This is a genomic window from Pseudomonas sp. FW305-25 (assembly GCF_017351415.1).
In the GTDB taxonomy this organism is placed as follows: domain Bacteria; phylum Pseudomonadota; class Gammaproteobacteria; order Pseudomonadales; family Pseudomonadaceae; genus Aquipseudomonas; species Aquipseudomonas chlororaphis.
This window is the reverse complement of record NZ_JACNDE010000002.1, coordinates 150,950-177,139: the sequence shown is the minus strand read 5'-3', so window position 1 is coordinate 177,139 and position 26,190 is coordinate 150,950. Positions and strand designations below refer to the sequence as shown.

The window sequence follows — 26,190 nt, the reverse complement described above, 5'->3', positions numbered from 1 at the left end:
TGATCTGTTTTCGGCGAGGGTTGCTCGTGATTGTTAGTCCCTGTAATGCACCAAAATTGTCTGCCAAACGGTTACGAAACGCACTGGTGACGGGCTCTGCACTGCTTTGCCTGCTTAGCGCCGGCCAACTCTGGGCATTCAATCTGGATGATGTATCGGCCAAGGCTAAGGATCTGGCCGGGCAGAAGTACGAGGCTCCGCGCAGTAACCTGCCGAACGAATTTCGTGAGATGAAGTTCGCGGACTATCAGAAAATCCGCTTCCTGCCTGAAAAGGCCGAGTGGGCCAAGCAGAAAACCCCATTCAAGCTGTCCTTCTATCATCAGGGCATGCATTTCGACACGCCGGTGAAAATCAACGAAATCACCACGAACACCGTCGAAGAGATCAAATACGACTCGACTCGCTTCGACTTCGGCGACCTCAAGTTCGATCCCAAGGCCACCGAGCAGCTCGGTTATGCGGGCTTTCGCGTGCTGTACCCGATCAACAAGGCGGACAAGCAGGACGAAATCATGACCATGCTCGGCGCGAGCTACTTCCGCGTCGTCGGCAAGGGGCACGTCTATGGTCTGTCGGCCCGTGGCCTGGCCATCGACACCGCGCTGCCGTCCGGTGAGGAATTCCCGCGCTTTACCGAATTCTGGATCCAGCAACCCAAGCCGACCGACAAGCACCTGGTGATCTTCGCCCTGCTGGATTCGCCGCGCGCCACCGGCGCCTATCGCCTGACCCTGCGTCCGGGCAGCGACACCATCGTCGACGTCAAGGCCCGGATGTTCCTGCGTGACAAGGTCGGCAAGCTGGGCATCGCCCCGCTGACCAGCATGTTCCTGTTCGGCGCCAACCAGCCATCGAAAGTCCTCAACTACCGTCGCGAGCTGCACGATTCCAGCGGCCTGTCGATCCATGCCGGCAACGGCGAGTGGATATGGCGTCCGCTGAACAACCCGAAACACCTGGCCGTGAGCAACTTCTCGGTGGAAAACCCGCGTGGTTTCGGTCTGCTGCAGCGTGGCCGCGACTTCAGCCACTACGAAGACCTCGACGACCGCTACGACAAGCGTCCAAGCGCCTGGATCGAGCCGAAGGGCGACTGGGGCAAAGGCACCGTCGACCTGGTAGAGATCCCGACCGCGGACGAAACCAACGACAACATCGTGGCGTTCTGGAGCCCGGAAAAGCAGCCTGAGCCAGGCCAGCCGTTCGATTTCGCCTATCGCCTGCACTGGACCATGGACGAAGCTTCCCTGCATTCGCCGGACAGTTCCTGGGTCGAGCAGACCCTGCGCTCCACCGGTGACGTCAAGCAATCCAACCTGATCCGCCAACCGGACGGCAGCGTGGCCTACCTGGTGGACTTCGAAGGTCCATCCCTGGCGGCATTGCCGGAAGACACCGAGGTGCGCAGCCAGGTCAGCGTCGGCGACAACGCCGAGCTGGTGGAAAACAGCGTGCGCTACAACCCTGAAACCAAGGGCTGGCGCCTGACCCTGCGGATGAAGATCAAGGACCCGAGCAAATCCACCGAGATGCGCGCGGCCCTGGTCAAGAACGCCACCCCTGTCGAGCCGGCCAAGGCCGTGTCGCCAGCCTCCAGCGCCTCCATTGCCAAGGCCGACAAAGTCGCCGCCAAGCAGCAGGAGAAGAAAGAGGCGGATGCCAAGCAAGCCGAAGCCAAGCCGGCCAAGGACGCCAAGAACCACAAAGACGCCAAGCAGCCTGCGGCTGCCGAGGCGGCCCCAGCCACACCGGAATCTGTCCCGACCGAGCAAGTCCTGACCGAGACCTGGAGCTACCAGTTGCCTGCCGATGAGTAACGCTCAAGTACAGCCAGAGACTCTTGCCGAGTATCTGGCGCACCTGCCAATGACCGATGAGCAGCGCGCGGAACTCGCGGGCTGCAAGTCCTTCAGTGAACTGCACGAACGCCTGTCGTCGTCGACGTTCGACGCGCCTGTCGATGCCGCCCAGGCCTCGGTGGGCCGCCGGCTGACCCTGGGTTCCGTCGAGGAGCTGATCGATGCCGAGATGCTGGCGCTCGACGCCAGCGGTCGCGTGTGCCTCAAGGCCACGCCGCCGATCCGTCGGACCAAGGTGGTTCCCGAGCCATGGCGCACCAATATCCTGGTGCGTGGCTGGCGGCGCCTGACCGGTCGGACCAATCCGCCGCAGCCACCGAAAGATCAGAACGTGCTGCCGGCCGCCCGCTGGCGCACCGTCGGTTCGATCCGTCGCTACATCCTGTTGCTGCTGATGCTTGGCCAGACCATCGTCGCCGGCTGGTACATGAAAGGCATCATGCCGTACCAGGGCTGGTCGTTCGTCGACCTGGAAGAAGTTATGCATCAGCCATTGATGCAGACTGCCACCCAGGTACTGCCGTATGCCCTGCAGACCAGCATCCTGATCATGTTCGGCATTCTGTTCTGCTGGGTCTCGGCCGGTTTCTGGACCGCGCTGATGGGCTTCCTCGAGCTGCTCACCGGGCATGACAAATACCGCATTTCCGGCAAAAGCGCCGGTAACGAGCCGATCCCCAAGGATGCCCGTACCGCGCTGGTCATGCCGATCTGCAACGAAGACGTGCCGCGGGTATTCGCCGGCTTGCGGGCGACCTTCGAGTCGGTCGCGGCCACTGGTGACCTGGACCGCTTCGACTTCTTCGTGCTCAGCGACAGTAACGAGACCGATATCTGCGTGGCCGAGCAACAGGCCTGGCTGGACGTCTGCCGCGAAACCAAGGGTTTCGGCAAGATCTTCTATCGCCGTCGCCGCCGTCGGGTGAAGCGCAAGAGCGGTAACCTCGACGACTTCTGCCGCCGTTGGGGGGGCGACTACAAGTACATGGTGGTGCTCGACGCCGACAGCGTGATGAGCGGCGAATGCCTGACCAGCCTGGTGCGCCTGATGGAAGCCACGCCGGACGCCGGGATCATCCAGACCGCGCCGAAAGCCTCGGGCATGGACACCCTGTATGCGCGCATGCAGCAGTTCGCCACCCGCGTCTACGGCCCGCTGTTCACCGCCGGCCTGCACTTCTGGCAGCTGGGCGAATCCCACTACTGGGGCCATAACGCGATCATCCGCATGAAGCCGTTCATCGAGCACTGCGCCCTGGCGCCGTTGCCCGGTAAAGGCGCCTTCGCCGGTGCGATCCTGTCCCACGACTTCGTCGAAGCGGCGCTGATGCGTCGCGCCGGTTGGGGCGTGTGGATTGCCTACGATCTGCCGGGCAGCTATGAAGAGCTGCCGCCGAACCTGCTGGACGAGCTCAAGCGCGACCGGCGCTGGTGCCACGGCAACCTGATGAACTTCCGCCTGTTCCTGGTCAAGGGCATGCACCCGGTGCACCGTGCGGTGTTCCTCACCGGGGTGATGTCCTACCTGTCGGCGCCGTTGTGGTTCTTCTTCCTGGTGCTGTCGACGGCGCTGCTGGCGGTCAACACGCTGATGGAACCGCAGTACTTCCTGGAGCCGCGCCAGCTGTATCCGCTGTGGCCGCAATGGCATCCGGACAAGGCGATCGCGCTGTTCTCGACCACTATCGTGCTGCTGTTCCTGCCGAAGCTGTTGAGCATCATCCTGATCTGGGCCAAGGGCGCGAAAGAGTTCGGCGGCAAGTTCAAGGTGACCCTGTCGATGCTGCTGGAGATGCTGTTCTCCATGCTGCTGGCGCCGGTGCGGATGATCTTCCACACCCGTTTCGTGCTGGCCGCGTTCCTGGGCTGGGCCGCGACCTGGAACTCGCCACAACGTGACGACGACTCCACGCCGTGGAGCGAAGCGGTGCGCCGCCATGGTCCGCAGACCCTGCTGGGCTTCTGCTGGGCGCTGCTGGTGATCTGGCTGAACCCGAGCTTCCTCTGGTGGCTGGTGCCGATCGTCGGTTCGCTGATGCTGTCGATCCCGGTGTCGGTGATTTCCAGCCGCGTCGGCCTGGGCCTGAAGTCCCGTGACGAAAGCCTGTTCCTGATCCCCGAGGAATACGCGCCGCCCCAGGAACTGCTGTCCACCGACCAGTACACCCATGAAAACCGTTGGCATGCGCTGAACGACGGTTTCATCCGGGCAGTGGTCGATCCGCAGCAGAACGCCCTGGCCTGTGCCCTGGCGACGTCCCGGCACGGCCTGGCCGAGCCGATCGAGTGGCTGCGTATCGAACGTGTCCGCCATGCCCTGAAAGTCGGGCCGGCGGCGCTGAACAACGGCGAGCGCCTGGCGCTGCTGAGCGATCCGGTGGCCCTGGCCCGCCTGCACGAGCAGGTCTGGAGCGAAGGCCACGCCGACTGGCTGAGCGCCTGGCGGCAATCGGTGGATGAAGATCCTCATGCACCGTTGTTGCCGTTGCGACCGCCAACGACAATCGCCCAACCGGCCTGATGACAACGCCCTTGAGAGTGCTCTCAAGGGCGTTGTTGTTTGTGGCGTCCGTTTTTTGTCGTCCGCTCTGTAACAACAAATCCTGGTCAAGCCCTTGTGCAAATAGGCGGGTGAGTTAGCATCGCACCCCGAATTGCCGCGAGCGGGCCCATGGTGTCCGTATCTGCCGGTTTTCCAAGGGAAAACCGGCCGCGGGTTCACCTCACAATAAAATGGGTTCAGGGGACTTGAAGATGAAGAAGTATCTCTCGATGCTGCTGCTCGGCGTCACGGCAATGCTGGCGGTCAATGCAGCCCAGGCTGGCGCCATCGATGATGCGGTCAAGCGCGGCACGCTGAAAGTCGGCATGGACCCGACCTACATGCCGTTCGAGATGACCAATAAGCGCGGCGAGATCATCGGTTTCGAGGTCGATATCCTCAAGGCCATGACCAAGGCCATGGGCGTCAAGCTGGAGCTGGTTTCCACCGGCTACGACGGGATCATCCCGGCCCTGCTGACCGACAAGTTCGACATGATCGGCAGCGGCATGACCCTGACCCAGGAACGCAACCTGCGCCTGAACTTCAGCGAACCCTTCATCGTGGTCGGCCAGACCCTGCTGATCCGCAAGGAGCTGGAAGGCACCATCAAGTCCTATAAAGACCTGAACAGCGCCGACTACCGCATCACCTCCAAGCTGGGCACCACCGGCGAAATGGTCGCCAGGAAGCTGATTGCCAAGGCCAAGTACCACGGCTACGACAACGAGCAGGAAGCCGTGCTCGACGTGGTCAACGGCAAGGCCGACGCCTTTATCTACGACGCCCCGTACAACGTGGTGGCGCTGAGCAAGGTCGGCAACGGCAAGCTTACGTTCCTCGACAAGCCGTTCACCTACGAGCCCCTGGCGTTCGGCCTGAAGAAGGGTGACTACGACAGCCTCAACTTCATCAACAACTTCCTGCACCAGATCCACGAAGACGGCACCTACGATCGCATCCATGACAAGTGGTTCAAGAGCACCGAGTGGCTCAAGGACATGGAGTAAATCTACAACCGCTGCGCGGTTGATCGCGAGCAAGCTCGCTCCTACAGGAACCGCATACCCCCTGTAGGAGCGAGCTTGCTCGCGATGGCGTCCTGATCGGCACCACCGAACTTCCCCGAGCTGGAACCTGCAAAGTGATCAAACATAAAAAAGCCCAATGGCCCTGGCACGTACTGACCGTGCTGGTGCTGATCGGCCTGGCCGGCGCGTTGTACTACGCCACCTCGCTGATGTCCTACGAGTGGCGCTGGAACCGCGTACCACAGTACTTCGCCTACCAGGCCGAGGAATCGCAGCGGGCGGCGGACATCTCCACCGTCAGCGAGCTGGTGCGCAAAGGCGGCAAGGCCGAAGTCACGCTGCGCAACGACGCGGGCGACGAGCAACAGCTGACGGTCGACGAGAACAGCCTGCAAGTTGCCCGTGGCGACGATGTGGCCGAAGGCGATGTGATCGGCGTGACCCGTCACTGGGCGGCCGGACCGCTGCTGCTGGGCCTGTGGACCACCTTGTGGCTGTCGGTGGTGTCCGGGGTGCTGGGGCTGTTCATCGGCCTGGCGACCGGGCTTTGCCGACTGTCGAACAACCCGACCCTGCGCGATCTGTCGACCCTCTATGTCGAACTGGTACGCGGCACGCCGTTGCTGGTGCAGATTTTCATTTTCTATTTCTTCATCGGCACGGTGCTGAACCTGTCCCGCGAGTTCGCCGGGATCGCCGCGCTGTCGTTGTTCACCGGTGCCTATGTGGCGGAAATCGTCCGCGCCGGCGTGCAGTCGATCGCTCGCGGCCAGAATGAGGCGGCCCGCTCCCTGGGCCTGAACGCCAGCCAGTCGATGCGCCATGTGGTGCTGCCACAGGCTTTCAAGCGCGTGCTGCCGCCGCTGGCCGGGCAGTTCATCAGCCTGGTGAAGGACACCTCGCTGGTATCGGTGATCGCCATCACCGAGCTGCTCAAGAGCGGACGTGAAGTCATCACCACCTCGTTCTCGCCGTTCGAGATCCTGTTCTGCGTGGCGGCCCTGTACCTGTTGATCAACCTGCCGCTGTCGAAGATGGCCAGCCGGCTTGAGCGGAGGCTCGCGCAAAGTGATTGAAGTTCGCGATCTGGTAAAAGTCTTCGACACCCGGGGCCAGGTGGTCCGCGCGGTGGATAACGTCACCACCCGCGTGGCCAAGGGCGAAGTGCTGGTGGTGATCGGTCCGTCCGGCTCCGGCAAATCGACCTTCCTGCGTTGCCTCAACGGCCTGGAGCAGTTCGATTCCGGCTCGGTGAGCATCGACGGCCTGCAACTGGCCGACCCGAAGACCGATGTGAATGCCTATCGCCGCGAAGTCGGCATGGTGTTCCAGCACTTCAACCTGTTCCCGCACATGACCGTGCTGGAAAACCTCTGCCTGGCGCAGAAGGTGGTGCGCAAGCGCGGCAAGCAGGAGCGCGAGGCCAAGGCCCTGGCGTTGCTGGAGAAGGTCGGTATCGCGCAGAAGGCCAACGAATTCCCGTCGCGGCTCTCCGGCGGCCAGCAGCAGCGCGTGGCCATCGCCCGGGCGCTGGCCATGGAACCCAAGGTCATGCTGTTCGACGAGCCGACTTCGGCGCTGGACCCGGAAATGGTCGGCGAAGTGCTGGACGTGATGAAGACCCTGGCCCTGGAAGGCATGACCATGGTCTGCGTGACCCACGAAATGGGCTTCGCCCGGGAAGTGGCGGATCGGGTGCTGTTCTTCGATCACGGCAAATTGCTGGAAGACGCCTCGCCAGCGGCGTTCTTCGATGCACCCAAAGACCCGCGGGCCCAGGCGTTTTTGCGTCAGGTCCTGTAACCCACCCCGATACCCTGCTTGGCAATACGCCCTGTAGCCGCTGCCGAAGGCTGCGATAAGGTCCGCAGGACCTTGGTTCCCGATCTCAGGCCGAACATCTGACGGCCTTGAGATCGCTGCGCCCCTTCGGGGCGATCGCAGCCTCGCGGGCTCGGCAGCGGCTACAGGGATCGCCGTCGCCCTGGCTCAAACCCGGAAGCGCCCGACCAGGGTCTGCAGATGGGTCCCCAGGCGCGCCAGTTCGACGCTGGAGGCCGCTGTCTCTTCACTGGCTGCCGAGGTCTGCTCGGACACGTCGCGCACGTTCAGCACGCTTCTGTTGATTTCCTCGGCCACAGCGCTCTGCTGTTCGGCCGCGGCGGCGATCTGCTGGTTCATCGCCTGGATCGCCGAGACGGTACGGGTGATGTTTTCCAGCGAGCCACCGGCACGGCGGGTCAGTTCGACGCTGCTGTCGGTCAGGCTGCGGCTGTTGTCCATGATGTTGGCCACTTCCTGGGTGCCGTTCTGCAGGCCGACGATCAGCTCCTCGATCTCCTCGGTGGACTTCTGGGTGCGCTGCGCCAGGCTGCGTACCTCGTCGGCGACCACGGCGAAACCGCGACCGGCTTCGCCCGCGCGGGCGGCTTCGATGGCGGCGTTGAGGGCCAGCAGGTTGGTCTGCTGGGCGACCGACTTGATCACGTCGAGCACGCTGCCGATCTTGTCGCTTTCCTGCTTCAGGTGGCCCATGGCCGCGGTGGAGTTGCCGACCTCGGCGGCCAGGCGCTCGATCTGTGCGATGGCCTCGCCGACCACCTTGTCGCCTTCGCGGGCCTGCTGATCGGCGGCGACCGCGGCTTCCGAGGCTTCTTCGGCGTTGCGCGCGACTTCCTGGACCGTGGCGGCCATTTCATTCATGGCGGTGGCGACCTGGTCGGTCTCGACTTTCTGGCTGTTGACCCCGGCGCTGGTCTGTTCGGTCACCGCCGACAGCTGCTCGGCGGCGCTGGCAATCTGGGTGACGCCATCGCTGATGCCGCCGATCAGCTCGCGCAGGCTCAGGGTCATGCGTTGCATGGCCCGTTGCAGCTGGCCGAGCTCGTCGCGCCGCTCGACCTGCAGGTTCTCGCTGAGATCGCCCGAGGCGACACGCTCGACCACCTTGAGAGTCTGGCGCAGCGGGATGACGATCTGCCGGGTGATGCTCCAGGCGGCGACCAGGCCGAACAGCAGGGCCAGCGCGGTGACGATGGCCAGGGTGCTTCTGGCCTTTGCGGCGTCGCTGTCGCGTTTGTGGGTTTGTGCGGCGGTCAGCTGCTTGCTGACTTCCATCAGGCGGTCGCCCTGGGCCGCCATGCGTTTGAGGGCGGCGGCGCTGGCCACCTGGGAGTCGCGGAAGTCGCTGACCGCCGAGCGATAGCCTTTCAGGGCGTCGGTGGCCTGTTGCAGGTTGGCCAGGTGCTGTTCCGGCAGCTTGGCCGGCAGGCTGGCGAGGTTGTTCAGGGCGTTGTCGATGGCGTCCAGCGCCGGCTGTTCGGCCTCGGCCTTGCCGCTGTAGGTGTAGCCGCGGACCTGGAAACGCGCCTGCTGGATCAGCTTGCTCAGGTCGATGACGCTGTTGAATTGCGCCACGTTGTCGCCCTGCAGCATGGATTTTTCCACTTCGGCCACCCGGGCCACGGCGTTATCGGCGGTGGCGCCCAGTTTGGCGCGGGCGGCTTCACGGCTGGCGGTGGCGCGGGTCATGTCGGCGAAGGCCAGCTTGTACTCGCTGACGGCGGCGATCTGCTGGTCGATCATGGCGATGCTTTCAGGCATTTCCAGCATCTTGCGCGCGCTTCGCAAGCCGTCGTCGAGCTTGGTCAGCAGCTCGCTGACCGGCCCCGGGCCTTGTTCGCCACGGCGCATTTCATAGTCCAGGCGCGCGTTGCGCAGGTCCTTGGTCAGCTCGTTGAGGCTGGAGATGTAGCCCAGCTTGTCGCCGCGCTCGATCACATTGCCCAGGCCCAGCCAGCCGGTTGCGGTGATCAACAGGGTCAGTAGCAGCACCAGGCCGAAGCCAACGCCGAGTTTGAGGTTGACGCTCACATTTCCCAGACTCTGGGCTAACCAACGGTACATGCCGCGAACTCCCTTGGGCTATTAATAGGTTTTGTACCAAGGCTATCGGCTGCGTCAGATTAATCTGAAGCATCCGTGCAACAGCAGCGAGGCTTGCCGGCGATGGTGCCGTGTCAGGCACAGCGCTATCGCGGGCAAGCCTCGCTCCTACGAGTAGTGGGGCTAATTTAGAAGAGGCGGGCGAGAAGGGCGGTGACGGCGGTTTCGACCCGCAGGATGCGCTCGCCGAGCTGCACCGGTTGCAGGCCGGACTTGCCCAGCAGGTCGATTTCGTAGGGGATCCAGCCGCCTTCCGGGCCGATGGCCAGGGTCACCGGCTCATCCAGGCCGCGAGGGCAGGCCGGGTACTGGCCGGGATGGCCGACCAGGCCGAGGGTGCCTTCGACCAGCGCTGGCAGACGGTCTTCGACGAAAGGTTTGAAGCGCTTTTCGATGACCACTTCCGGCAGCACGCTGTCGCGGGCCTGTTCCAGGCCAAGAATCAGTTGCTCGCGAATCGCCTCGGGTTCGAGGAAAGGGGTTTGCCAGAAGCTTTTCTCGACCCGATAGCTGTTCACCAGCACCAGCCGGGGTACACCCATGGCGGCGACGGTTTGCAGCACGCGACGGAGCATTTTCGGACGGGGCAGGGCCAGCACCAGGGTCAGGGGCAGCTTGGTCGGCGGCGGCTGGTCGAGGCTGACTCGCAGTTCAGCCTCCCCGGGCTCCAGGCGCAGCAGTTCGGCCGAGCCCATCAGGCCGCCGATACGGCCGACCCGCAGGCTGTCGCCTACCGCAGCACGATGGACTTCCTGCATGTGGGTCAGGCGGCGATCGCGCAGGATCACCCGGTCGGCCGCGATGAAGTCGGCCTCCTCGAGCAGCAGCAGGTTCACGCTTGGGTCGCTGGCGGCTGGTCGTTGTGGTCTTCAGCCGGCTGGTCGTCCGGATGGTCGCCGCGCTTGCTGATCAGGCTGCCGAACAGGATGCCGATCTCGAACAGTAGCCACATCGGTACTGCCAGCAAGGTCTGGGAGAAAATGTCCGGCGGGGTCAGGATCATGCCGACCACGAAGCAGCCGATGATCACGTACGGGCGGATCTTCTTCAGGTAGGCGACGTTGACCACGCCGATCCACACCAGCAGCACCACCGCCACCGGGATCTCGAACGCCACGCCGAAGGCGAAGAACAGGGTCATGACGAAATCGAGGTAGCTGGTGATGTCGGTCATCATTTCCACGCCGGCCGGGGTGGCCGCGGCGAAGAACTTGAAGATCAGCGGGAACACCAGGAAGTAGGCGAAGGCCATGCCGATGTAGAACAGCAGGATGCTGGAGACCAGTAGCGGTACGGCGATGCGCTTTTCATGCTTGTACAGGCCGGGGGCGATAAAGCCCCAGATCTGGTGCAGGATCACCGGGATCGCCAGAAACAGCGAGACCATCATCGTCAGCTTGAGCGGCGTCAGGAACGGCGACGCCACGTCGGTGGCGATCATCGTTGCGCCCGCCGGCAGGTACTGGCGCAGCGGCGTGGAGACGATGGTGTAGATCTGCTGGGTGAAGGCGAACAACCCGCCGAAGATCAGGAAGATCGCCGCCACGCAGCGCAGCAACCGGGTGCGCAACTCGGTGAGATGCGACACCAGCGGCATATGTTGGTCGTTTTCCGGAATATCGCTCATGGGGCTCGCGGCGGCAAAGTAGGGTCGTGGGGGGCTGGCGTGACAGGCGTTGTCACGGGCGCAGCCGGTTCGGCCGGTGCAGTTGCGGCAGTGGGGCTCGCCGTGGTCGCGCTGGCTGGCGCTTCAGGCGCCGCGGCGGGCGCGTGAATGCTCTGCTCGGCCACGGGCTCGACCGGTGTCGGCTGTTGCTGGGTCGGATTGAGGATCTTCCGCGCTTCCTGTTCCAGCGACAGAATGTGTTCGTTGTGCAGTTGCCGACGAATTTCATCGGCACCGATTTCCCGTTCAACTTCCTGCTTGATCGCATTGAAGCTGCGCTTCAAGCGGCCGATCCACAGGCCTGCCGTGCGCGCGGCACCCGGCAGACGCTCGGGGCCGAGCACCAGCAGGGCCACCAGGCCGACGAGCAGCAGTTCAGAGAAGCTGATACCAAACATTAGTCAGTGCTCACGAGTCTTTGCGGGTCGGCTCTTCGACTTTTTGAGCCTGCACGTCGATGGTGTGCGGCTGGTTCAACGGAGCGCTTTGCGGCTGGACCGGCGGAGCAGGCTGGGCGGTCGGTGGCACGCCGGGCTCGGCGGGTTTTTCGTCGTCGTTCATGGCCTTGCGAAAGCCCTTGATCGATTCGCCGACGTCGGTGCCGAGGTTTTTCAGTTTCTTGGTGCCGAACACCAGCACCACGACAACCAGGATGACGATCCAGTGTTTCCAGTCAAAAATGCCCATGCTGCGTTTCCTCTCTAAATGATGTTCAGGCGGACGGACGCGAGGCTTTCTCGGCGTGTCCGGACAAACCGAAGCGCCGGTCCAGTTCATCGAGAACGGCCTGCGGATGCTGCCCCAGCTGGGCGAGCATGACCATGGTGTGGAACCACAGGTCGGCGGTTTCGTAGATCACATCGCTGCAGTCGCCGCTGTGGGCGGCGTCCTTGGCGGCGATGATGGTTTCCACCGATTCCTCGCCGACTTTTTCCAGAATCTTGTTCAGGCCCTTGTGGTACAGGCTGGCGACATAGGAAGTGTCGGCGGCGGCGCCTTTGCGCTCTTCCAGCACCTGGGCCAGACGGGTCAGGGTATCGCTCATGTTCAGTGTCCTGCTTGATAGATCGCGTGCGGGTCTTTGAGTACCGGATCGACCGTTTTCCAGTCGCCGTTTTCATAAACGCGGTAGAAGCAGCTCTGGCGGCCTGTATGGCAGGCAATGTCGCCGATCTGTTCGACCATCAGGATGATGACGTCGGCATCGCAGTCCAGGCGCATTTCATGGAGCTTTTGCACATGCCCGGACTCTTCTCCCTTGCGCCATAGCTTGCCACGCGAACGTGACCAGTAGATGGCACGGTTTTCGGCAGCGGTCAGGCTCAGCGCCTCGCGGTTCATCCAGGCCATCATCAGCACGCGCCCGGTCTTGTGATCCTGGGCGATGGCTGGCACCAGGCCGTCAGCGTCCCATTTGATCTCGTCCAGCCAATCTTTCATCTTCGACTCCGACAACAGGGCTCGACGCGCTCGTCGAGCCTCGGCGATGGGAAACAGTGTGCCAGCCGCTAGCCCGGCTGGCTATCGGCGCACGACCAGATACAAGCCCACGGCAATCATGATTCCAGCAGGCCAGTGACCCAGCCCGTTCAGCGGTCCGCCGGCCGCGAGGATCGCGCCACCGCCCAGGTGCGCCGCGCCGAGAAGACGCAGGAACCAGTCGTCCTTGCGCCGTTTCCAGGGCGGCGAAGGGTCCTGGGCATGGGGCTGGGACATGCGTTCGAGCAGGTCGCGGGTCATGTTGGCCAGGTGCGGCAGTTGCTCGACCTGGCTGTGCAGGTTGCCCAGTAAGGCTTTCGGGCTGACGCGCTCGCGCATCCAGCGTTCGAGGAACGGCTGGGCGGTGTTCCACAGGTCCAGCTCCGGGTACAGCTGGCGGCCCAGGCCTTCGATGTTCAGCAGGGTCTTTTGCAGCAGCACCAGCTGCGGCTGCACTTCCATGTTGAAGCGGCGAGCGGTCTGGAACAGGCGCATCAGCACCTGGCCGAAGGAAATATCCTTTAACGGTTTTTCGAAAATCGGCTCGCACACGGTACGGATCGCCGCTTCGAATTCGTTGAGTTTGGTCTCTGCCGGCACCCAGCCCGAATCGATGTGCAACTGCGCCACGCGCCGGTAATCGCGCTTGAAGAACGCGAACAGGTTGCGGGCCAGGTAGTCCTGGTCTTCCGGGGTCAGGCTGCCGACGATGCCGCAGTCGATGGCAATGTACTGCGGGCTCCAGGGCTGCACGGTGCTGACGAAGATGTTGCCCGGGTGCATGTCGGCGTGGAAGAAACTGTCGCGGAACACCTGGGTGAAAAAGATCTCCACGCCGCGCTCGGCGAGCATTTTCATGTCGGTGCGCTGGTCGGCGAGGGTGGCCAGGTCGGTTACCTGGATCCCGTAGATGCGTTCCATGACCAGCACTTTCGGCCGGCACCAGTCCCAGTAGACCTGCGGCACGTAGAGCAGTGGCGAGCCTTCGAAGTTACGCTTGAGCTGGCTGGCGTTGGCCGCTTCGCGCAACAGGTCGAGTTCGTCGTAGATGGTCTTTTCGTAGTCACTGACCACGTCCACCGGGTGCAGCAGGCGGGCGTCGGCCGAGACCTTCTCGGCGGCGCGGGCGAGGATGAACAGCCAGGCCAGATCCTGCGCGATGACCGGCTTGAGGCCCGGGCGGATGACCTTGACCACCACTTCTTCGCCGCTCTTGAGCTGGGCGGCATGGACTTGCGCCACCGAGGCGGAGGCCAGGGGCTCGATATCGAAGCGGCTGAACACCTCGCTGATTTTCTTGCCCAGTTGCTCTTCGATCAGCGCCACCGACTTCTTCGAGTCGAAGGGCGGTACGCGGTCCTGCAGCAGCATCAGCTCGTCGGCGATGTCTTCGGGCAGCAGGTCGCGGCGGGTCGAGAGAATCTGCCCGAACTTGATGAAGATCGGTCCCAGGTCCTGCAAGGCCAGGCGCAGGCGCGCGCCGCGGCTTAGCTCCAGTGGCTTGCGCGGGAACCAGCGCCAGGGCAAGGCGTAGCGCAGCGCCAGGAGGAACCAGGGCAGCGGCAGGGCGAACAGCAGGTCATCGAGGCGGTAGCGAATCACGACGCGCTGGATGCGCAACAAACGGCGGACGGCAAGCAGCTTCATGCGTTATCGCTTGGGTCAAGGGATCGGGAAAGGCGCTCGAAGCGCGCCTCGAGGCGTTCCAGGTCGAGCTTGACCCGGTCCAGTTCGCTGAAACGGGCTTCGGCTTCGCGCTGGCCCACCAGGGTGCGCGACTCTTCGGCCAGATACTCGGCAAGGTTCTGGTTCAGGCTGGCGAAACCCTGGCGATACCAGCGCGCGCGGCTACGGATATGGCCGCTGAACAGCTGGGTGGCCACCGGGCCGAGCCAGCGCGAGAGTTCGTATTCCCAGTCCAGCTCCAGGTCCTGGAGGACGGCCGCCAGTTCCAGCAGCACGCCGCTGTCGCCTTCCAGCTCGACCTCGGGACCGTGCAGCACCGCGGTCTTGTCCTGGCTCAGGGCCAGGCGCACCAGGCTCGAGGCCGGCGCCCGCAGGGTGCAGTCGGCGTCGGCGGCCCAATGCGTGGCGAGGGTCAGGCCCTCATCGCCGGGAATGACGAACAACTGCACGCTCGGGCTGCGGCAATCGATGGCAATGACCTTGCCGTTCAAATGCTGCAAGCGTGGCAAAGCCGTGCTGTCGAGACGCAGTACACGGTTGAGGCCGTGTTCGACGCTGGCGAGCAGGCCGCTGAACAACATCAGGGTTTGATGCCGCGATGCAGGGCGACGATGCCCGCGGTCATGTTGTGGTAGGTCACGCGATCGAAACCGGCCTCGACCATCATCGACTTCAGGGTTTCCTGATTCGGGTGCATGCGGATCGATTCGGCCAGGTAGCGATAGCTTTCCGAGTCGTTGGTGATCAGCTTGCCGGCCAGTGGCATGAAGGCGAACGAGTAGGCGTCGTAGACCTTGGACATCAGGGCGTTGGTCGGTTTGGAGAATTCCAGCACCAGCAGGCGGCCACCGGGCTTGAGTACCCGCAGCATCGAGCGCAGGGCATCTTCCTTGTGGGTCACGTTGCGCAGGCCGAAGGCGATGGTCACGACGTCGAAATGGTTGTCCGGGAACGGCAGTTTTTCCGCGTCGGCCTGAACGAACTCGATGTTACCGGCCACGCCCTTGTCGAGCAGGCGGTCGCGACCGACCTTGAGCATGGAGGCGTTGATGTCCGCCAGAACCACCTGGCCGGTAGGGCCCACCAGATGGGAAAACTTGCGGGTCAGGTCACCGGTGCCGCCGGCGATGTCCAGCACCCGATTACCGGGGCGAACGCCGGACAATTCGATCGTGAAGCGTTTCCACAGGCGATGCATGCCACCGGACAGTACGTCGTTCATCAGGTCGTACTTGGCGGCTACCGAGTGGAACACCTCAGCGACTTTTTCCGCCTTCTGGCTTTCCGGAACGTTTTTGAAGCCGAAGTGAGTGGTGGGTTCGGCATCGCTGCCTTTGCGCTGATCAGTCATATCGCTGTCACCAAAAGAGAATGCGGGACATTCTAATCCCGGTGGCGGTCTTTGTCTTGGCAAGGCTGAATGTAAGATAGTGAAGCGCCGGGGCGTTTTGACGCAGCGCAGCTCAAGACGCTCAAGGCAAGTCCCGATAAATCAGGAGTCATTCAATGGCCCGTATAAGTGTTGAGCGTGCCCACGGCCTGGGTAAGGAGGCAGCCCGCGAAAAGGCTGACCAGTTGGCGCAGAAACTGGCCGATCAGTATGGCCTGGAGCCGCAGTGGTCGGGCGATACCCTGAACCTCAAGCGTTCGGGGGTCAAAGGTGCGGTGCAGGTGGGCGACGATTCGATCAGGGTCGATGTCGAGCTGGGCCTGTTGATGTCCGCTATGAGCGGCATGATCAAGTCGGAAATTGAAAAGGCGCTGGATAAAGCCCTGGTCTGAGGCGCTTTCGTGGAAGTCGGCTTGCCGGCGATTTCGGGTGTTGTCATGACGCCTGGGAAAGCATCGTTGGCGAGTTGGTTTCTCCAATAACCGTCCACTCTTTTATGACATTGGTTAGGGTGCCGATTCTAATTTTTCTCACTACTTTGTGCCTGAGCCCACTTTCCTGCGGGCAGTTCCTCAAACCTTCTGCGCGTGAGGTGCACTATGGCCAAAGTAATTCTGAAGAAAAAAGTTGATGCCGCATCAACCACTCTGAGTGAAGTCAAATCCTATGCCCGCAAGATCTGGCTGGCAGGCCTGGGTGCCTACACCAAGGTTGGCCAGGAAGGCAGCGAGTACTTTCAAGAGCTCGTTAAGGCTGGTCAAACTGTTGAAAAGAAAGGCAAAAAAGTTGTGACTGAACAACTTGAGGCCGCCAACAGTCAGATTGATAGTGTGAAGGGGGATGTCACCAGTCTCAGAGGCAAAGTCGAAGTGCAACTGGATAAAGTCGAGAAGGTTTTTGACACGCGCGTCGCAAGTGCCTTGAATCGCATCGGCATTCCGTCTAAACATGACGTTGAGACACTCTCTGCTAAGCTCGATGAGCTGACGGCATTGCTCGAACGTGTCGCGCGTAAACATTAAGGAGAACGGGATGGCTGGTAAAAAGAATACTGAAAAAGAAGGCAGCTCGTGGATCGGGAAGGTCGAAGACTACTCCCGTAAAATCTGGCTTGCTGGTTTAGGCGTGTACTCGAAAATCGACACTGACGGCAGCAAGCTTTTCGAGTCGCTGGTCAAGGATGGCGAGAAAGCCGAGAAGCTCACCAAAAGCGCTGTCGGCAAGAAAGTCGACGCCGCCAAGGACTCCGCGAGCTCGGCAAAATCGCGCATCAGTGGCGTCAAGGACCGCGCGCTGGGCAAGTGGGACGAGCTGGAAGGTGCATTCGACAAGCGTTTGAACAGTGCCATTTCGCGTCTGGGCGTGCCTAGCCGCAATGAAGTCAAGGCGCTGCACAGCAAGGTCGACACCCTGACCAAACAGATCGAAAAACTCACAGGCGCCAAGGTGGCTCCAATCGCGGCCAAGACTGCAGCGGCCAAACCAGCTGCCAAGCCTCTGGCTAAAGCAGCGGCCAAGCCGGCAGCCAAGGCTCCGGCCAAGACAGCAGCCAAGCCTGCGGCGAAACCGGCAGCCAAAACTGCGGCGGCCAAGCCGGCTGCAAAACCTGCCGCCAAGCCAGTAGCCGCCAAGCCGGCTGCCAAACCCGCCGCGAAACCGGCAGCGAAAAAACCAGCAGTGAAGAAACCGGCAGCACCCAAGGCCGCTGCACCGAAGCCTGCGGTTGCCGCCAAGCCGGCAGCACCGGTCAGCCCTGCGAACTCCGCAGTGGCGCCAACCCCTGCCGTCACCCCGACTGCCGCGCCAGCACCCGCGACGCCAACCAGTCAGTCCTGAGTTTTTCGGGGCATACAAAAACGCCCGGCCTGCAAAGGTCGGGCGTTTTTGTTCGTGGGGCTCTTGCGGCGCCGGTCAATCGTGCTCGTCGAGGTAACGCAGGGCCATCTGCTCGGTGGCCAGTTTCGCCGGTGGCAACAGGTGCGGCGCCACCAGCATCATGATCTGGTAGACCACCACCCGTACCTCGCCCTCGCGATCGAGAATGCGCTGATAGTCCAGCGAGAACAGCAGGGTCATGGTGATCTGTTCCACCAGTTGCCCCAGTGCCTGGGTATCGCTGACCAGTTGGCCCGAAGCCTTGAGCCTGGCCAGCAGCGAGGCCAGGGTGCGCTTCAGGGCGTTGAGCAGGTTGCGAATTCCCTTGGCCAGCTTCGGCAGTCGTCCGGCCAGGTTGGACAGGTCCTGGAACAGGAAGCGGTAGTGCGCCAGGCGCTCGACGATCAGGTGCAGGAACAGCCAGTAGTCTTCGGGAGCCAGGTGCACATCGGCGGGCGGATCGAGCAGGGGCGCCAGCTCATTCTGAAAGCGCTCGAACAACCCGAGGACCAGCGGCTCCTTGCCGTGAAAGTGGTAGTAGAGATTGCCGGGGCTGATCCCCATTTCGTTGGCAACTTCCATGGTCGAGACATTGGGTTCGCCCTTGTGATTGAACAGCAGCAGGGCGCATTCGAGTATTCGGTCGCGGGTTTTCATCCAGTCTTCTTGGTTGTTCAGTCAGGCCGCGACCCTAGGGCCGCGGCGCGGGGAAATTCAGCGGACGCGCACGTAGGTGCCAGGCGCCGCCTCCATCGGTGGGTAATTCTGGTTACCCAGGGTCATCAGGGTTTCGCGCTGGGCACCGGAACGCTGCTGGATCCACTCCAGCCATTGCGTCCACCAACTGCCGTCGACGTGCTTGGCGTCGTAGTACCAGGCTCGCGGGTCGCTGCTGAGCTTGCCGTTTTCGACGTAGTTGGCCTTGGGGTTGCTCGGCGGGTTGAGGATGCTCTGCACATGCCCGCTGTTGGACAGCACGAAGCGCTTGTCGCCGCCCAGCAGCAGGGTTGAGCGATACACCGCATCCCAGGGGGTGATGTGGTCGTTGATGCCGGCGACGCTGAAGCTGTCGACCGTGACCTTTTGCAGGTCGATTGGCGTGCCGCACACTTCCAGGCCCCCGGGATGACTCATCGGGTTGTGCTTGAAGAAATCCAGCAGATCGCCATGAAAGGCAGCCGGCAGCCGGGTGTTGTCGTTGTTCCAGTAGAGGATGTCGAACGCGGGCGGCTCTTTGCCCAGCAAGTAGTTGTTGACCCAGTAATTCCAGATCAGGTCGTTGGGCCGCATCCAGGCGAACACCTTGGCCATGTCGCGACCGTCCAGCACGCCGCGTTGATAGGAGCGGCGCTTGGCTGCCTCCAGGGTCTGTTCGTCGGCGAACAGGGTCGCCGGGCTGTCCAGCTGGCTATCCAGCAGGCTGACTAGGTAGGTGGAGCTGGAGACCCGACGCAGTTGTCGCTTGGCTTGCAGGTGGCCTTGCAGGGCGGCAATGGTCAGGCCGCCGGCACAGGCACCCATCAGGTTCACGTCACGACTGCCGGTGATCGCCCGGCAGGCATTCATGGCTTCCTCCACGGCCTCGACATAGCTCGACAGGCCCCATTCGCGATGCCGGACATCGGGGTTGCGCCAGCTGATGATGAAGGTTTGCAGGCCGTTTTTCAGGGCGAACTGCACGAAGCTGTTGGTGGGGCTGAGGTCGAAGATATAGAACTTGTTGATCTGCGGCGGCACTATCAGCAGGGGGCGGGCGTACTGTTTTTCGCTCATCGGCTTGTACTGGATCAGTTCCAGCAGCTCGTTGCGAAACACCACCGAACCGGGGGTGGTGGCCAAGCTCCTGCCGACCTCGAAGGCCTGTTTGGCGACCTGGCTGGGCAGGCCGTTGTTATGCAGCAGGTCGTCGACCAGATGACCGATGCCGCGGATCACGCTGTTGCCGCCGGAGTTGAAGATTTCCTTGATCGCCAGCGGATTGAGCAGGGTGTTGGACGGTGCCACCGCATCGTTGAGCAAGCTGAAGGCAAAGTGCGCGCGGGCCCGGTCGTCCGCGCTCATGCCGCTGTCGTCGATCCAGTTTTTGATTTGCTTCTGCCAACTGAGATAGGCCTGCAGGCCGCGTCGGTAAAACGGATTCAGGCTCCAGGTCGGATCGGAGAACCGGCTGTCCTGGGGGTTGGGTTTGTGCAGTGTTTCGCCCAGTAGTACACGGCCCAATTGGCCACCTAGCGCCAAGGCATGGCGGGCGCTGTGCACCGGGTTGCGCAGGCCATAAGTGGCCACGCTGCGCAGAGTCGACAACAAGTCACGGCCACGCAGACCGGTGATGGCACTCTGGGCAGTGATGTAGGTGGCGGGCGTGGGCAGCGAGCCCGCCGTTGGTTTGTCTCGCATGCTTCAACACTCCTTCGTCAAGCCATCAACAAGCACACCAAGACAAACACCATAGTCGGTCCTGAACCATCCTGCGCGCGCGACGATCCTGTCGGCAGACGCTTTTTGCTACGTACCGCTGAACGGCGTCGGATGCGGGTGCATCACTGCCCGTTGTCGTTCCTCCTCGAGGAATTTCATGATGATCGGCGCCACGGCTTCGGCCCGGGTAATCAGGAACAGATGCCCGTCGTCGATGATGTGTAGCTGGGCATTGGGAATGCGCCACGCCAGCATGCGCATGTTGATCAGTGGGATCAGCGGGTCGTCGTCGCCGGCCAGCACCAGGGTCGGCTGGTGGATCTTGTGCAGCCAGTGGATGCTGGTCCAGCCGAGGCCGGCGAACAATTGCCAGTAGTAGCCCAGCTTGCCCGCCGAGCGGACCTTGCTGGCATGTTCGGCGGCGAGGTTGGGATCACGGCGGAACGAGCCGCCGTAGATCAGGGGGGCGATGCGGATCACATGGGAGGGCTGGATGTAGCGCCGTGGGCTGGCCATCATCCACAGCACCTTGGGTTTGCCCGGCACCATGAAGGCGCCTGCGGCGGTGGCGGCCAGCACCAGTTTCTTGCAGCGTTCGGGGTAGTCGTAGGCGAACTGCTGGGCCAGTGCCCCGCCCCAGGACACCCCGACCACATTGACCTGCCCATAGTCGAGGTAATCGAGCATGCGCGCGGTCAACTTGGCCAAGCCGGGAAACCGGTAGGGGCGGCTCGGCGTCGAGGAGCCACCCACGCCCGGTACGTCGAAGGCGATGACTTCCAGGTCCGGGTCCAGAGCCTGGACGAATGGAAACACCAGCTCCAGGTTGGCGCCGATACCATTGAAGATCAGCAAGGGTGTCAAGTGAGGCTTGCCTGGGCGTACCGCGGTGCGGATGGTCTGGCCATCCAGGTCGACGGTGCGAAAGATGAACGGTTGAGGCATGCCTTGGCCCTGTTGGTGGAATCGTTGCCTGTAGGAGAGAGTCGCTTGCGCAGCCGCATGCTCGCAAGCGGCTCGATCCTACAGGCTTGCTATCGGCTAACGTTCATGAACATAAGTACCCGGCGCCGCCTCGGCCGCTGGATACGCCTTGTTGCCGAGAATGCTCGGCGTCTTTTTCAGTTTGCCCGAACGCTCCGCCTGCCAGGCCTGCCAGTGCAGCCACCAGGAGTCGGTGTGCTTGGTCGAGTTTTCCTGCCAGACGTCGGCGCTGGCCGGCATCTCTTCGCTGGTCATGTAGCGCGACTTGGGGTTGCCTGGCGGGTTGAGGATGCTCTGGATATGCCCGCTGCTGGAGAGGACGAATTCGACCTTGCCGCCGAACAGCTGGGCCGACTTGTAGCAGGACTTCCACGGGGTGATGTGGTCGTTGGTGCCGGCCAGGGAGAAGATGTCGGCGGTGACCTGCTTCAGGTCGATCGGCGTGCCGCACACTTCCAGTGCGTTGGGGCGGATCAGCGGATTGTTTTTGAACATTTCGATCAGGTCGCCGTGGAAGGCCGCGGGCAACCGGGTGGTGTCGTTGTTCCAGAACAGGATGTCGAACACCGGCGGCTCGTTGCCCAGCAGGTAGTTGTTCACCCAGTAGTTCCAGATCAAGTCGTTGGGCCGCATCCAGGCGAAGACCTTGGCCATGTCGCGGCCTTCCAGCACGCCGGCCTGATAGGAGTGACGCTTGGCGGCCTCCAGGGTCTGCTCGTCGACGAACAGCGCCACCTGGGTATCGAGGGTGGTATCGAGCACGCTGACCAGCAGGGTCAGGGCATTGACCTTCTTCTCGCCCAGGGCTGCGTAGTGCCCCAGCAGCGCGGTGCAGGTGATGCCGCCGGAGCAGGCACCGAGCATGTTCACGTCCTTGCTGCCGGTGATGGCGGTGACCACGTCGACCGCTTCTTTCAGCGCTTCGATGTAGGTCGACAGGCCCCACTCGCGCTGCGCCTTGGTCGGGTTGCGCCAACTGACGATAAAGGTCTGCAAGCCGTTGCGCAGGCAGAAGCGCGCCAGGCTCTTGTCCGGGCTGAGGTCGAAGACATAGAACTTGTTGATCTGTGGCGGCACCACCAGCAGCGGGCGCTCGTGCACCTGTTCGGTCACCGGGCGGTACTGGATCAGTTCCAGCACGTCGTTGCGAAACACCACTGCGCCTTCACTGGTGCCCAGGTTCTTGCCGATCTCGAAGGCGTCCATGTTGACCTGGCTCGGCATGCCGCCGTTGTGCACCAGGTCCTTGGCCAGATGGGAGAGGCCATCGAGCAGGCTTTTACCGCCGGTTTCGAAGAAGCGTTTGACCGCCGCGGGGTTGGCGGCGGTGTTGGTCGGCGCCATGGCCTCGGTCATCAGGTTGATGACGAAGTGGCCGCGACTGATGTCCTGTTCGGAGAGGTTGCTCTGGCCGATCCAGTCGTGAAGCTCCTTGCGCCACGCCAGGTAGGTTTGCAGATAACGCTTGTACAGTGGGTTCTGGCTCCAGGCCGGATCGTTGAAGCGACGGTCATCGCTCTCCGGTTGCAGCGTCGATTTTCCGAACATCACGTTCTTCAATTCGACGCCGAAATGGGCCACATGTTTGGCGCTGTGCAGCGGTTGTCTGATGGCCTGGGTCAGCACCATACGAGCAGAGGTAAGCAGATCTTTCCGACGTAAACCGATGACCGGATTCAGGCCCAGAGTGTTTTCCGAGGCTTGGCGTTTCAGGTCATCGTTATTCTTGTTACTCATCTACGACGCTCCATTGTCCTGAGACGAGTACCGGACCTGCTGTGTAGTCACACAGCAAAGATGCCAGGTACTACTGCTCGGGTGACCGTTGATTCTGCATTACTGCTTTTTTGTTCAGAGAACACTGCAGGGAACTTGCCAGCTCCATTGGTTACCCGAGTTTAATTTTTTTCGCAAGCAGGCCAATCGTTGGCCATGCAGCCCAGCATTCAAACAGATGAATCTAGAAAATGCCCTCTAAAGCTTCAGAGGTCTGATCTAGAGCATCAGCTTGACGATAGACTCATTTGGATCGCGGGACTTTCCGGCTGCTTGAAGTTCGGCAAGATAATCCTTCCACAGATCGTCCTGACGCACCGCCAACTGGTACAGGTAGTCCCAGGTGAACAGGCCGCTGTCATGCCCGTCGTCGAAGGTCAATTTCAGTGCGTACTGACCGGCCGGTTCGACCTTGGTCAGGCCGACGCCGATCTTGCCAAACTGCAGGATGGGTTTGCCGTGGCCCTGGACCTCGGCGGAGGGGGAGTGCACCCGCAGGAATTCGGCGGGCAGGTGATAGACCTCGTCTGGCGCGTAGGTCAGCGTCAGGGTCTTCGAGGCTTTGTGCAGGTTGATGGCGGTGGGAAGTCTGGTCATGGGGGCAGCTTAAAGCTGCAAGCCGCAAGCTACAAGATGACGGCGGTCAACTTGCAGCTTGAAGCTTATGGCTTGCCGCTTAGAGGATGTAGCGGGACAGGTCTTCGTTCTGCGCCAATTCGCCCAGGTGGCTGTTGACGTAGGCGGCGTCGATGCGGATCGGCTCTTCGTTGTGGGCGCTGGCCAGGTCGCCGGCGCTGAACGACACCTCTTCGAGCAAGCGCTCGAGCAGGGTGTGCAGGCGGCGGGCACCGATGTTCTCGGTCTTCTCGTTGACCTGCCAGGCGATCTCCGCCAGGCGCTTGATACCGTCCGCCTGGAACTCGATGACCAAGCCTTCGGTTTTCAGCAGCTCGCGGTATTGCTCGGTCAGGGAGGCGTGAGGCTCGCTGAGAATCCGCTCGAAGTCTTCCGGCGACAGCGCCTTGAGTTCGACGCGGATCGGCAGGCGGCCTTGCAGCTCGGGCACCAGGTCGCTCGGCTTGCTCAGGTGGAACGCGCCGGAAGCGATGAACAGGATGTGGTCGGTCTTGACCATGCCCAGCTTGGTGTTGACGGTGCAGCCTTCGATCAGCGGCAGCAGGTCGCGCTGGACGCCTTCGCGGGATACGTCGACGCCACCGGAGTTACCGCGCTTGGCAACCTTGTCGATTTCGTCGATGAACACGATGCCGTGCTGTTCGACCGCTTCCAGGGCCTTGGCCTTGAGTTCTTCATCGTTGACCAGGCGGCTGGCTTCTTCGTCGCGGATCAGCTTGAGCGCGTCCTTGATCTTGAGCTTGCGGTTCTTGCGCTGGCCCTTGCCCATGTTGGCGAAGAGGCTCTGCAGCTGGTTGGTCATCTCTTCCATGCCCGGTGGCGCGGAAATGTCGACGCCGCTGACTTCAGCCACTTCGATCTCGATTTCCTTGTCGTCCAGCTGGCCTTCGCGCAAGCGCTTGCGGAACAGCTGGCGGGTGTTGGAGTCCTGGGCCGGGGCGGCGTCCTCGTTGCTGAAGCCCATGCGCGCCGGCGGCAGCAGGGCATCGAGGATGCGTTCTTCGGCGGCATCTTCGGCGCGGTGGCGCACGCGGGTCATTTCCTGTTCGCGGAACAGTTTGATCGCGGCATCGGCCAGGTCGCGGATGATCGATTCAACGTCGCGGCCGACATAACCGACTTCGGTGAACTTGGTCGCTTCGACCTTGATGAACGGAGCGTTGGCCAGCTTGGCCAGGCGCCGGGCGATCTCGGTCTTGCCGACACCGGTCGGGCCGATCATCAGGATGTTCTTCGGGGTCACTTCGACACGCAGCTCCTCAGGCAGCTGCATGCGGCGCCAGCGGTTACGCAGCGCGATGGCGACGGCGCGCTTGGCATCGTCCTGGCCGATGATATGACGGTTGAGTTCGTGGACGATTTCGCGGGGAGTCATGGGCATAGTAATTGGCGGTCCTCAAGCAAGAATGAATGCCGTGGCGCGATGGCCGAAACAGGCTTATTCCGCGAGATCCTGCTCCTCAATGGTCTGGGTGTGGTTGGTGAATACGCAGATGTCGCCGGCGATGCCCAAGGCGGTTTCGACGATTTCGCGGGCCGACAGGTCGGTTTTCTTCAGCAGGGCGCTGGCCGCGGCCTGGGCGTAGGCGCCGCCGGAGCCCATGGCGATCAGGCCGTCTTCCGGCTCGACCACGTCACCGTTGCCGGTGATGATCAAGGAGGCGTCCTTGTTGGCGACCGCGAGCATGGCTTCGAGGCGGCTGAGGGAGCGATCGGTACGCCATTCCTTGGCCAGTTCGACGGCGGCGCGTACCAGATGCCCCTGATGCTTCTCAAGCTGGCCTTCGAAGCGTTCGAACAGGGTGAAGGCGTCAGCGGTGGCCCCGGCAAAGCCGGCGATGACCTGGCCGTGATACAGGCGACGAACTTTTTTCGCGTTGCCTTTCATCACGGTGTTGCCGAGGGAAACCTGGCCGTCGCCGCCCATGACGACTTTGCCGTGGCGGCGGACTGAAACGATGGTGGTCAAGGGGAGAGTCTCCACGCTGCGGGGCGAAAATGCCCTGATGGGAACTCATATGGGGGTGACGCGGGGTTTTTCAACTGCGGTGGGGGTTGTGGGACGAGCGGTCTTTGCTGCTGGGGGAGGCGGTGTCAATGAGGACGTCATCGCGAGCAAGCTCGCTCCTACAGGTTTGGCGCAGGCCTTGTAGGAGCGAGCTTGCTCGCGATCGGCCGTCTTAGCGGCTCTGGCGCTGTTGTAACAGCAGGTTGCTGAAGCCGGCGCCGGCCAGTTGCTTCTGCGCGGTGGTCAGCTGTTCGCGGTTGCTGAACGGGCCGACCAGTACGCGGTACCAGGTCTCGTCCTTGACGGTGCCGGACTCGACGGACACCGATTGCCCCAGCAGGATGATCTGCGCGCGGACCTTGTCGGCATCGGTCTGCTTGCGGAACGAACCGGCCTGCAGGAAGAACCTGGTCACAGGCGCGGCCTTCGCCACCTGCGCCACCGGTGGTGCGGGCGGCGGGGTGATGCCGGCCAGGGCGGCTTGGGCTCGCGCGGTATCGATCTTCGCCGCTTCCGCCGGGGTCACCGGCGTGGTCGGAACCACCGGCGCGGTCTGCGGTGTTGGCAGGGTTTTTTCCGGCACCGCTTCCGGCGGCACTATCACTTCCGATTCCGGCAGCAGGGTGTAGAAGTCGTACTTCGGCTTCACCGGTTGCTGTGGGCTCGGCGGGGTCTTGTTGGCCTCGGCGATCTTGGTGGTTTTCTGTTGCTCCAGCCGCTCGCGCTTGACGCTGTCACCGCCCTTGCCTGGCTCCAGCTTCATCAGGAACACGATGAAGGCGCCCACGGCCAGGCCGATGGCCATCCACAACCAACCCGGAATCGGTTGCTTCGCAGGAGCTTGGTAACGGCTGGCGCCACGCTTGGGTGCAGGTTTTTTCTTGGCAGCCAA

General features: G+C 62.4%; 26 protein-coding genes and 1 pseudogene. 8 read left to right on the top strand and 19 right to left on the bottom strand.

Features of this window, described 5'->3' with window-relative positions; translation table 11 throughout:
• Positions 1-26 precede the first annotated feature (26 nt).
• From J4E58_RS03150 to J4E58_RS03130, 5 genes are all read left to right on the top strand, one after another.
• Positions 27-1,820, top strand: a complete 1,794-nt coding sequence (locus J4E58_RS03150; protein WP_087090448.1) for a glucan biosynthesis protein G — start codon at positions 27-29, stop codon at positions 1,818-1,820.
• Positions 1,813-4,383: a glucans biosynthesis glucosyltransferase MdoH gene (gene mdoH, locus J4E58_RS03145; protein ID WP_087089748.1), complete on the top strand. Its 2,571-nt coding sequence runs from the start codon at positions 1,813-1,815 to the stop codon at positions 4,381-4,383. The genes J4E58_RS03150 and mdoH overlap by 8 nt, the downstream gene beginning before the upstream one ends.
• A 233-nt stretch (positions 4,384-4,616) precedes the next feature.
• Entirely contained in the window at positions 4,617-5,414 is a 798-nt protein-coding gene (locus J4E58_RS03140; RefSeq protein WP_087089749.1) for a transporter substrate-binding domain-containing protein, read from the top strand.
• 137 nt (positions 5,415-5,551) lie between these two features.
• A complete protein-coding gene (locus tag J4E58_RS03135; RefSeq protein WP_370686807.1) occupies positions 5,552-6,511 on the top strand; it encodes an amino acid ABC transporter permease in 960 nt (319 codons plus the stop codon).
• Positions 6,504-7,238 (top strand): amino acid ABC transporter ATP-binding protein, encoded by a 735-nt coding sequence (locus tag J4E58_RS03130; RefSeq protein ID WP_087089752.1) that lies wholly within the window; start codon positions 6,504-6,506, stop codon positions 7,236-7,238. The genes J4E58_RS03135 and J4E58_RS03130 overlap by 8 nt, the downstream gene beginning before the upstream one ends.
• A 186-nt stretch (positions 7,239-7,424) precedes the next feature.
• On the opposite strand, the gene J4E58_RS32180 is transcribed toward J4E58_RS03130, so the two are convergent.
• The 11 genes and pseudogenes from J4E58_RS32180 to ubiE all read right to left on the bottom strand — a co-directional run bounded on the left by J4E58_RS32180 (position 7,425) and on the right by ubiE (position 15,562).
• The gene (locus tag J4E58_RS32180; protein ID WP_371858163.1) at positions 7,425-8,138 is read right to left on the bottom strand and encodes a methyl-accepting chemotaxis protein; all 714 of its coding nucleotides are present in this window, start codon (positions 8,136-8,138) and stop codon (positions 7,425-7,427) included.
• 141 nt (positions 8,139-8,279) lie between these two features.
• A pseudogene (locus J4E58_RS32175) lies at positions 8,280-9,341 on the bottom strand (methyl-accepting chemotaxis protein); the annotation flags it as partial.
• A gap of 167 nt (positions 9,342-9,508) precedes the next feature.
• The gene (locus J4E58_RS03120) at positions 9,509-10,216 is read right to left on the bottom strand and encodes a 16S rRNA (uracil(1498)-N(3))-methyltransferase (protein WP_009041803.1); all 708 of its coding nucleotides are present in this window, start codon (positions 10,214-10,216) and stop codon (positions 9,509-9,511) included.
• Positions 10,213-11,007, bottom strand: coding sequence for a twin-arginine translocase subunit TatC (gene tatC, locus J4E58_RS03115; protein ID WP_053259344.1), 795 nt, complete (start codon positions 11,005-11,007; stop codon positions 10,213-10,215). Before tatC ends, J4E58_RS03120 begins: the two co-directional genes overlap by 4 nt.
• Positions 11,004-11,444 (bottom strand): Sec-independent protein translocase protein TatB, encoded by a 441-nt coding sequence (tatB, locus tag J4E58_RS03110; RefSeq protein ID WP_009041805.1) that lies wholly within the window; start codon positions 11,442-11,444, stop codon positions 11,004-11,006. Before tatB ends, tatC begins: the two co-directional genes overlap by 4 nt.
• A 10-nt stretch (positions 11,445-11,454) precedes the next feature.
• Positions 11,455-11,733, bottom strand: a complete 279-nt coding sequence (locus J4E58_RS03105) for a twin-arginine translocase TatA/TatE family subunit (protein WP_007925884.1) — start codon at positions 11,731-11,733, stop codon at positions 11,455-11,457.
• Positions 11,734-11,758: 25 nt separating this feature from the next.
• On the bottom strand, positions 11,759-12,091 hold the full coding sequence (locus J4E58_RS03100) for a phosphoribosyl-ATP diphosphatase (RefSeq protein WP_007925883.1): 333 nt from the start codon (positions 12,089-12,091) through the stop codon (positions 11,759-11,761).
• A 2-nt stretch (positions 12,092-12,093) separates the two neighbouring features.
• Entirely contained in the window at positions 12,094-12,486 is a 393-nt protein-coding gene (hisI, locus tag J4E58_RS03095; RefSeq protein WP_007925882.1) for a phosphoribosyl-AMP cyclohydrolase, read from the bottom strand.
• Positions 12,487-12,567: 81 nt separating this feature from the next.
• Positions 12,568-14,172 (bottom strand): ubiquinone biosynthesis regulatory protein kinase UbiB, encoded by a 1,605-nt coding sequence (gene ubiB / locus J4E58_RS03090; RefSeq protein WP_009041806.1) that lies wholly within the window; start codon positions 14,170-14,172, stop codon positions 12,568-12,570.
• Positions 14,169-14,792, bottom strand: coding sequence for an SCP2 domain-containing protein (locus J4E58_RS03085; RefSeq protein ID WP_087089756.1), 624 nt, complete (start codon positions 14,790-14,792; stop codon positions 14,169-14,171). Before J4E58_RS03085 ends, ubiB begins: the two co-directional genes overlap by 4 nt.
• Positions 14,792-15,562: a bifunctional demethylmenaquinone methyltransferase/2-methoxy-6-polyprenyl-1,4-benzoquinol methylase UbiE gene (ubiE, locus tag J4E58_RS03080; RefSeq protein ID WP_007925879.1), complete on the bottom strand. Its 771-nt coding sequence runs from the start codon at positions 15,560-15,562 to the stop codon at positions 14,792-14,794. Before ubiE ends, J4E58_RS03085 begins: the two co-directional genes overlap by 1 nt.
• A gap of 155 nt (positions 15,563-15,717) precedes the next feature.
• On the opposite strand from ubiE, the gene J4E58_RS03075 reads away from it, so the two are divergent.
• The 3 genes from J4E58_RS03075 (at position 15,718) to J4E58_RS03065 (ending at position 17,437) form a co-directional block, all read left to right on the top strand.
• Positions 15,718-15,993 (top strand): polyhydroxyalkanoic acid system family protein, encoded by a 276-nt coding sequence (locus tag J4E58_RS03075; RefSeq protein WP_007925878.1) that lies wholly within the window; start codon positions 15,718-15,720, stop codon positions 15,991-15,993.
• Positions 15,994-16,200: 207 nt separating this feature from the next.
• Entirely contained in the window at positions 16,201-16,623 is a 423-nt protein-coding gene (locus tag J4E58_RS03070; protein ID WP_087089758.1) for a phasin family protein, read from the top strand.
• Positions 16,624-16,633: 10 nt separating this feature from the next.
• On the top strand, positions 16,634-17,437 hold the full coding sequence (locus J4E58_RS03065) for a phasin family protein (RefSeq protein WP_087089760.1): 804 nt from the start codon (positions 16,634-16,636) through the stop codon (positions 17,435-17,437).
• A 75-nt stretch (positions 17,438-17,512) separates the two neighbouring features.
• On the opposite strand, the gene J4E58_RS03060 is transcribed toward J4E58_RS03065, so the two are convergent.
• From J4E58_RS03060 to J4E58_RS03025, 8 genes are all read right to left on the bottom strand, one after another.
• Complete coding sequence (locus tag J4E58_RS03060; RefSeq protein WP_053259349.1) at positions 17,513-18,133, bottom strand: TetR/AcrR family transcriptional regulator; 621 nt, start codon at positions 18,131-18,133, stop codon at positions 17,513-17,515.
• A 57-nt stretch (positions 18,134-18,190) separates the two neighbouring features.
• Positions 18,191-19,873 (bottom strand): class II poly(R)-hydroxyalkanoic acid synthase, encoded by a 1,683-nt coding sequence (phaC, locus tag J4E58_RS03055; protein ID WP_087089762.1) that lies wholly within the window; start codon positions 19,871-19,873, stop codon positions 18,191-18,193.
• A 108-nt stretch (positions 19,874-19,981) separates the two neighbouring features.
• The gene (gene phaZ, locus J4E58_RS03050; protein ID WP_007925872.1) at positions 19,982-20,839 is read right to left on the bottom strand and encodes a poly(3-hydroxyalkanoate) depolymerase; all 858 of its coding nucleotides are present in this window, start codon (positions 20,837-20,839) and stop codon (positions 19,982-19,984) included.
• A gap of 96 nt (positions 20,840-20,935) precedes the next feature.
• Positions 20,936-22,615: a class II poly(R)-hydroxyalkanoic acid synthase gene (phaC, locus tag J4E58_RS03045; RefSeq protein WP_087089764.1), complete on the bottom strand. Its 1,680-nt coding sequence runs from the start codon at positions 22,613-22,615 to the stop codon at positions 20,936-20,938.
• A 258-nt stretch (positions 22,616-22,873) separates the two neighbouring features.
• On the bottom strand, positions 22,874-23,251 hold the full coding sequence (locus J4E58_RS03040; RefSeq protein WP_007925870.1) for a gamma-butyrobetaine hydroxylase-like domain-containing protein: 378 nt from the start codon (positions 23,249-23,251) through the stop codon (positions 22,874-22,876).
• A 79-nt stretch (positions 23,252-23,330) separates the two neighbouring features.
• Positions 23,331-24,671 carry an ATP-dependent protease ATPase subunit HslU gene (gene hslU, locus J4E58_RS03035; protein ID WP_007925868.1) on the bottom strand — a complete coding sequence of 447 codons (1,341 nt, stop codon included), beginning with the start codon at positions 24,669-24,671 and terminating at the stop codon, positions 23,331-23,333.
• Between the two features lie 57 nt (positions 24,672-24,728).
• On the bottom strand, positions 24,729-25,259 hold the full coding sequence (gene hslV / locus J4E58_RS03030) for an ATP-dependent protease subunit HslV (RefSeq protein WP_003186641.1): 531 nt from the start codon (positions 25,257-25,259) through the stop codon (positions 24,729-24,731).
• A 211-nt stretch (positions 25,260-25,470) separates the two neighbouring features.
• Positions 25,471-26,190: an SPOR domain-containing protein gene (locus tag J4E58_RS03025; protein ID WP_007925864.1), complete on the bottom strand. Its 720-nt coding sequence runs from the start codon at positions 26,188-26,190 to the stop codon at positions 25,471-25,473.

What these genes read in the sequence shown, in the direction of transcription:
- J4E58_RS03075 (WP_007925878.1), top strand. Translation starts at nt 15,718, where the DNA reads ATGGCCCGTATAAGTGTTGAGCGTGCCCACGGCCTGGGTAAGGAGGCA.
- J4E58_RS03100 (WP_007925883.1), bottom strand. Translation starts at nt 12,091, where the DNA reads ATGAGCGATACCCTGACCCGTCTGGCCCAGGTGCTGGAAGAGCGCAAA.
- tatB (WP_009041805.1), bottom strand. Translation starts at nt 11,444, where the DNA reads ATGTTTGGTATCAGCTTCTCTGAACTGCTGCTCGTCGGCCTGGTGGCC.
- phaC (WP_087089764.1), bottom strand. Translation starts at nt 22,615, where the DNA reads ATGAGTAACAAGAATAACGATGACCTGAAACGCCAAGCCTCGGAAAAC.
- hslU (WP_007925868.1), bottom strand. Translation starts at nt 24,671, where the DNA reads ATGCCCATGACTCCCCGCGAAATCGTCCACGAACTCAACCGTCATATC.
- J4E58_RS03065 (WP_087089760.1), top strand. Translation starts at nt 16,634, where the DNA reads ATGGCTGGTAAAAAGAATACTGAAAAAGAAGGCAGCTCGTGGATCGGG.
- mdoH (WP_087089748.1), top strand. Translation starts at nt 1,813, where the DNA reads ATGAGTAACGCTCAAGTACAGCCAGAGACTCTTGCCGAGTATCTGGCG.
- J4E58_RS03105 (WP_007925884.1), bottom strand. Translation starts at nt 11,733, where the DNA reads ATGGGCATTTTTGACTGGAAACACTGGATCGTCATCCTGGTTGTCGTG.
- phaC (WP_087089762.1), bottom strand. Translation starts at nt 19,873, where the DNA reads ATGCGAGACAAACCAACGGCGGGCTCGCTGCCCACGCCCGCCACCTAC.
- J4E58_RS32180 (WP_371858163.1), bottom strand. Translation starts at nt 8,138, where the DNA reads ATGAATGAAATGGCCGCCACGGTCCAGGAAGTCGCGCGCAACGCCGAA.
- hisI (WP_007925882.1), bottom strand. Translation starts at nt 12,486, where the DNA reads ATGAAAGATTGGCTGGACGAGATCAAATGGGACGCTGACGGCCTGGTG.
- J4E58_RS03040 (WP_007925870.1), bottom strand. Translation starts at nt 23,251, where the DNA reads ATGACCAGACTTCCCACCGCCATCAACCTGCACAAAGCCTCGAAGACC.
- ubiE (WP_007925879.1), bottom strand. Translation starts at nt 15,562, where the DNA reads ATGACTGATCAGCGCAAAGGCAGCGATGCCGAACCCACCACTCACTTC.
- J4E58_RS03060 (WP_053259349.1), bottom strand. Translation starts at nt 18,133, where the DNA reads ATGAAAACCCGCGACCGAATACTCGAATGCGCCCTGCTGCTGTTCAAT.
- J4E58_RS03070 (WP_087089758.1), top strand. Translation starts at nt 16,201, where the DNA reads ATGGCCAAAGTAATTCTGAAGAAAAAAGTTGATGCCGCATCAACCACT.
- J4E58_RS03140 (WP_087089749.1), top strand. Translation starts at nt 4,617, where the DNA reads ATGAAGAAGTATCTCTCGATGCTGCTGCTCGGCGTCACGGCAATGCTG.
- phaZ (WP_007925872.1), bottom strand. Translation starts at nt 20,839, where the DNA reads ATGCCTCAACCGTTCATCTTTCGCACCGTCGACCTGGATGGCCAGACC.
- J4E58_RS03085 (WP_087089756.1), bottom strand. Translation starts at nt 14,792, where the DNA reads ATGTTGTTCAGCGGCCTGCTCGCCAGCGTCGAACACGGCCTCAACCGT.
- tatC (WP_053259344.1), bottom strand. Translation starts at nt 11,007, where the DNA reads ATGAGCGATATTCCGGAAAACGACCAACATATGCCGCTGGTGTCGCAT.
- ubiB (WP_009041806.1), bottom strand. Translation starts at nt 14,172, where the DNA reads ATGAAGCTGCTTGCCGTCCGCCGTTTGTTGCGCATCCAGCGCGTCGTG.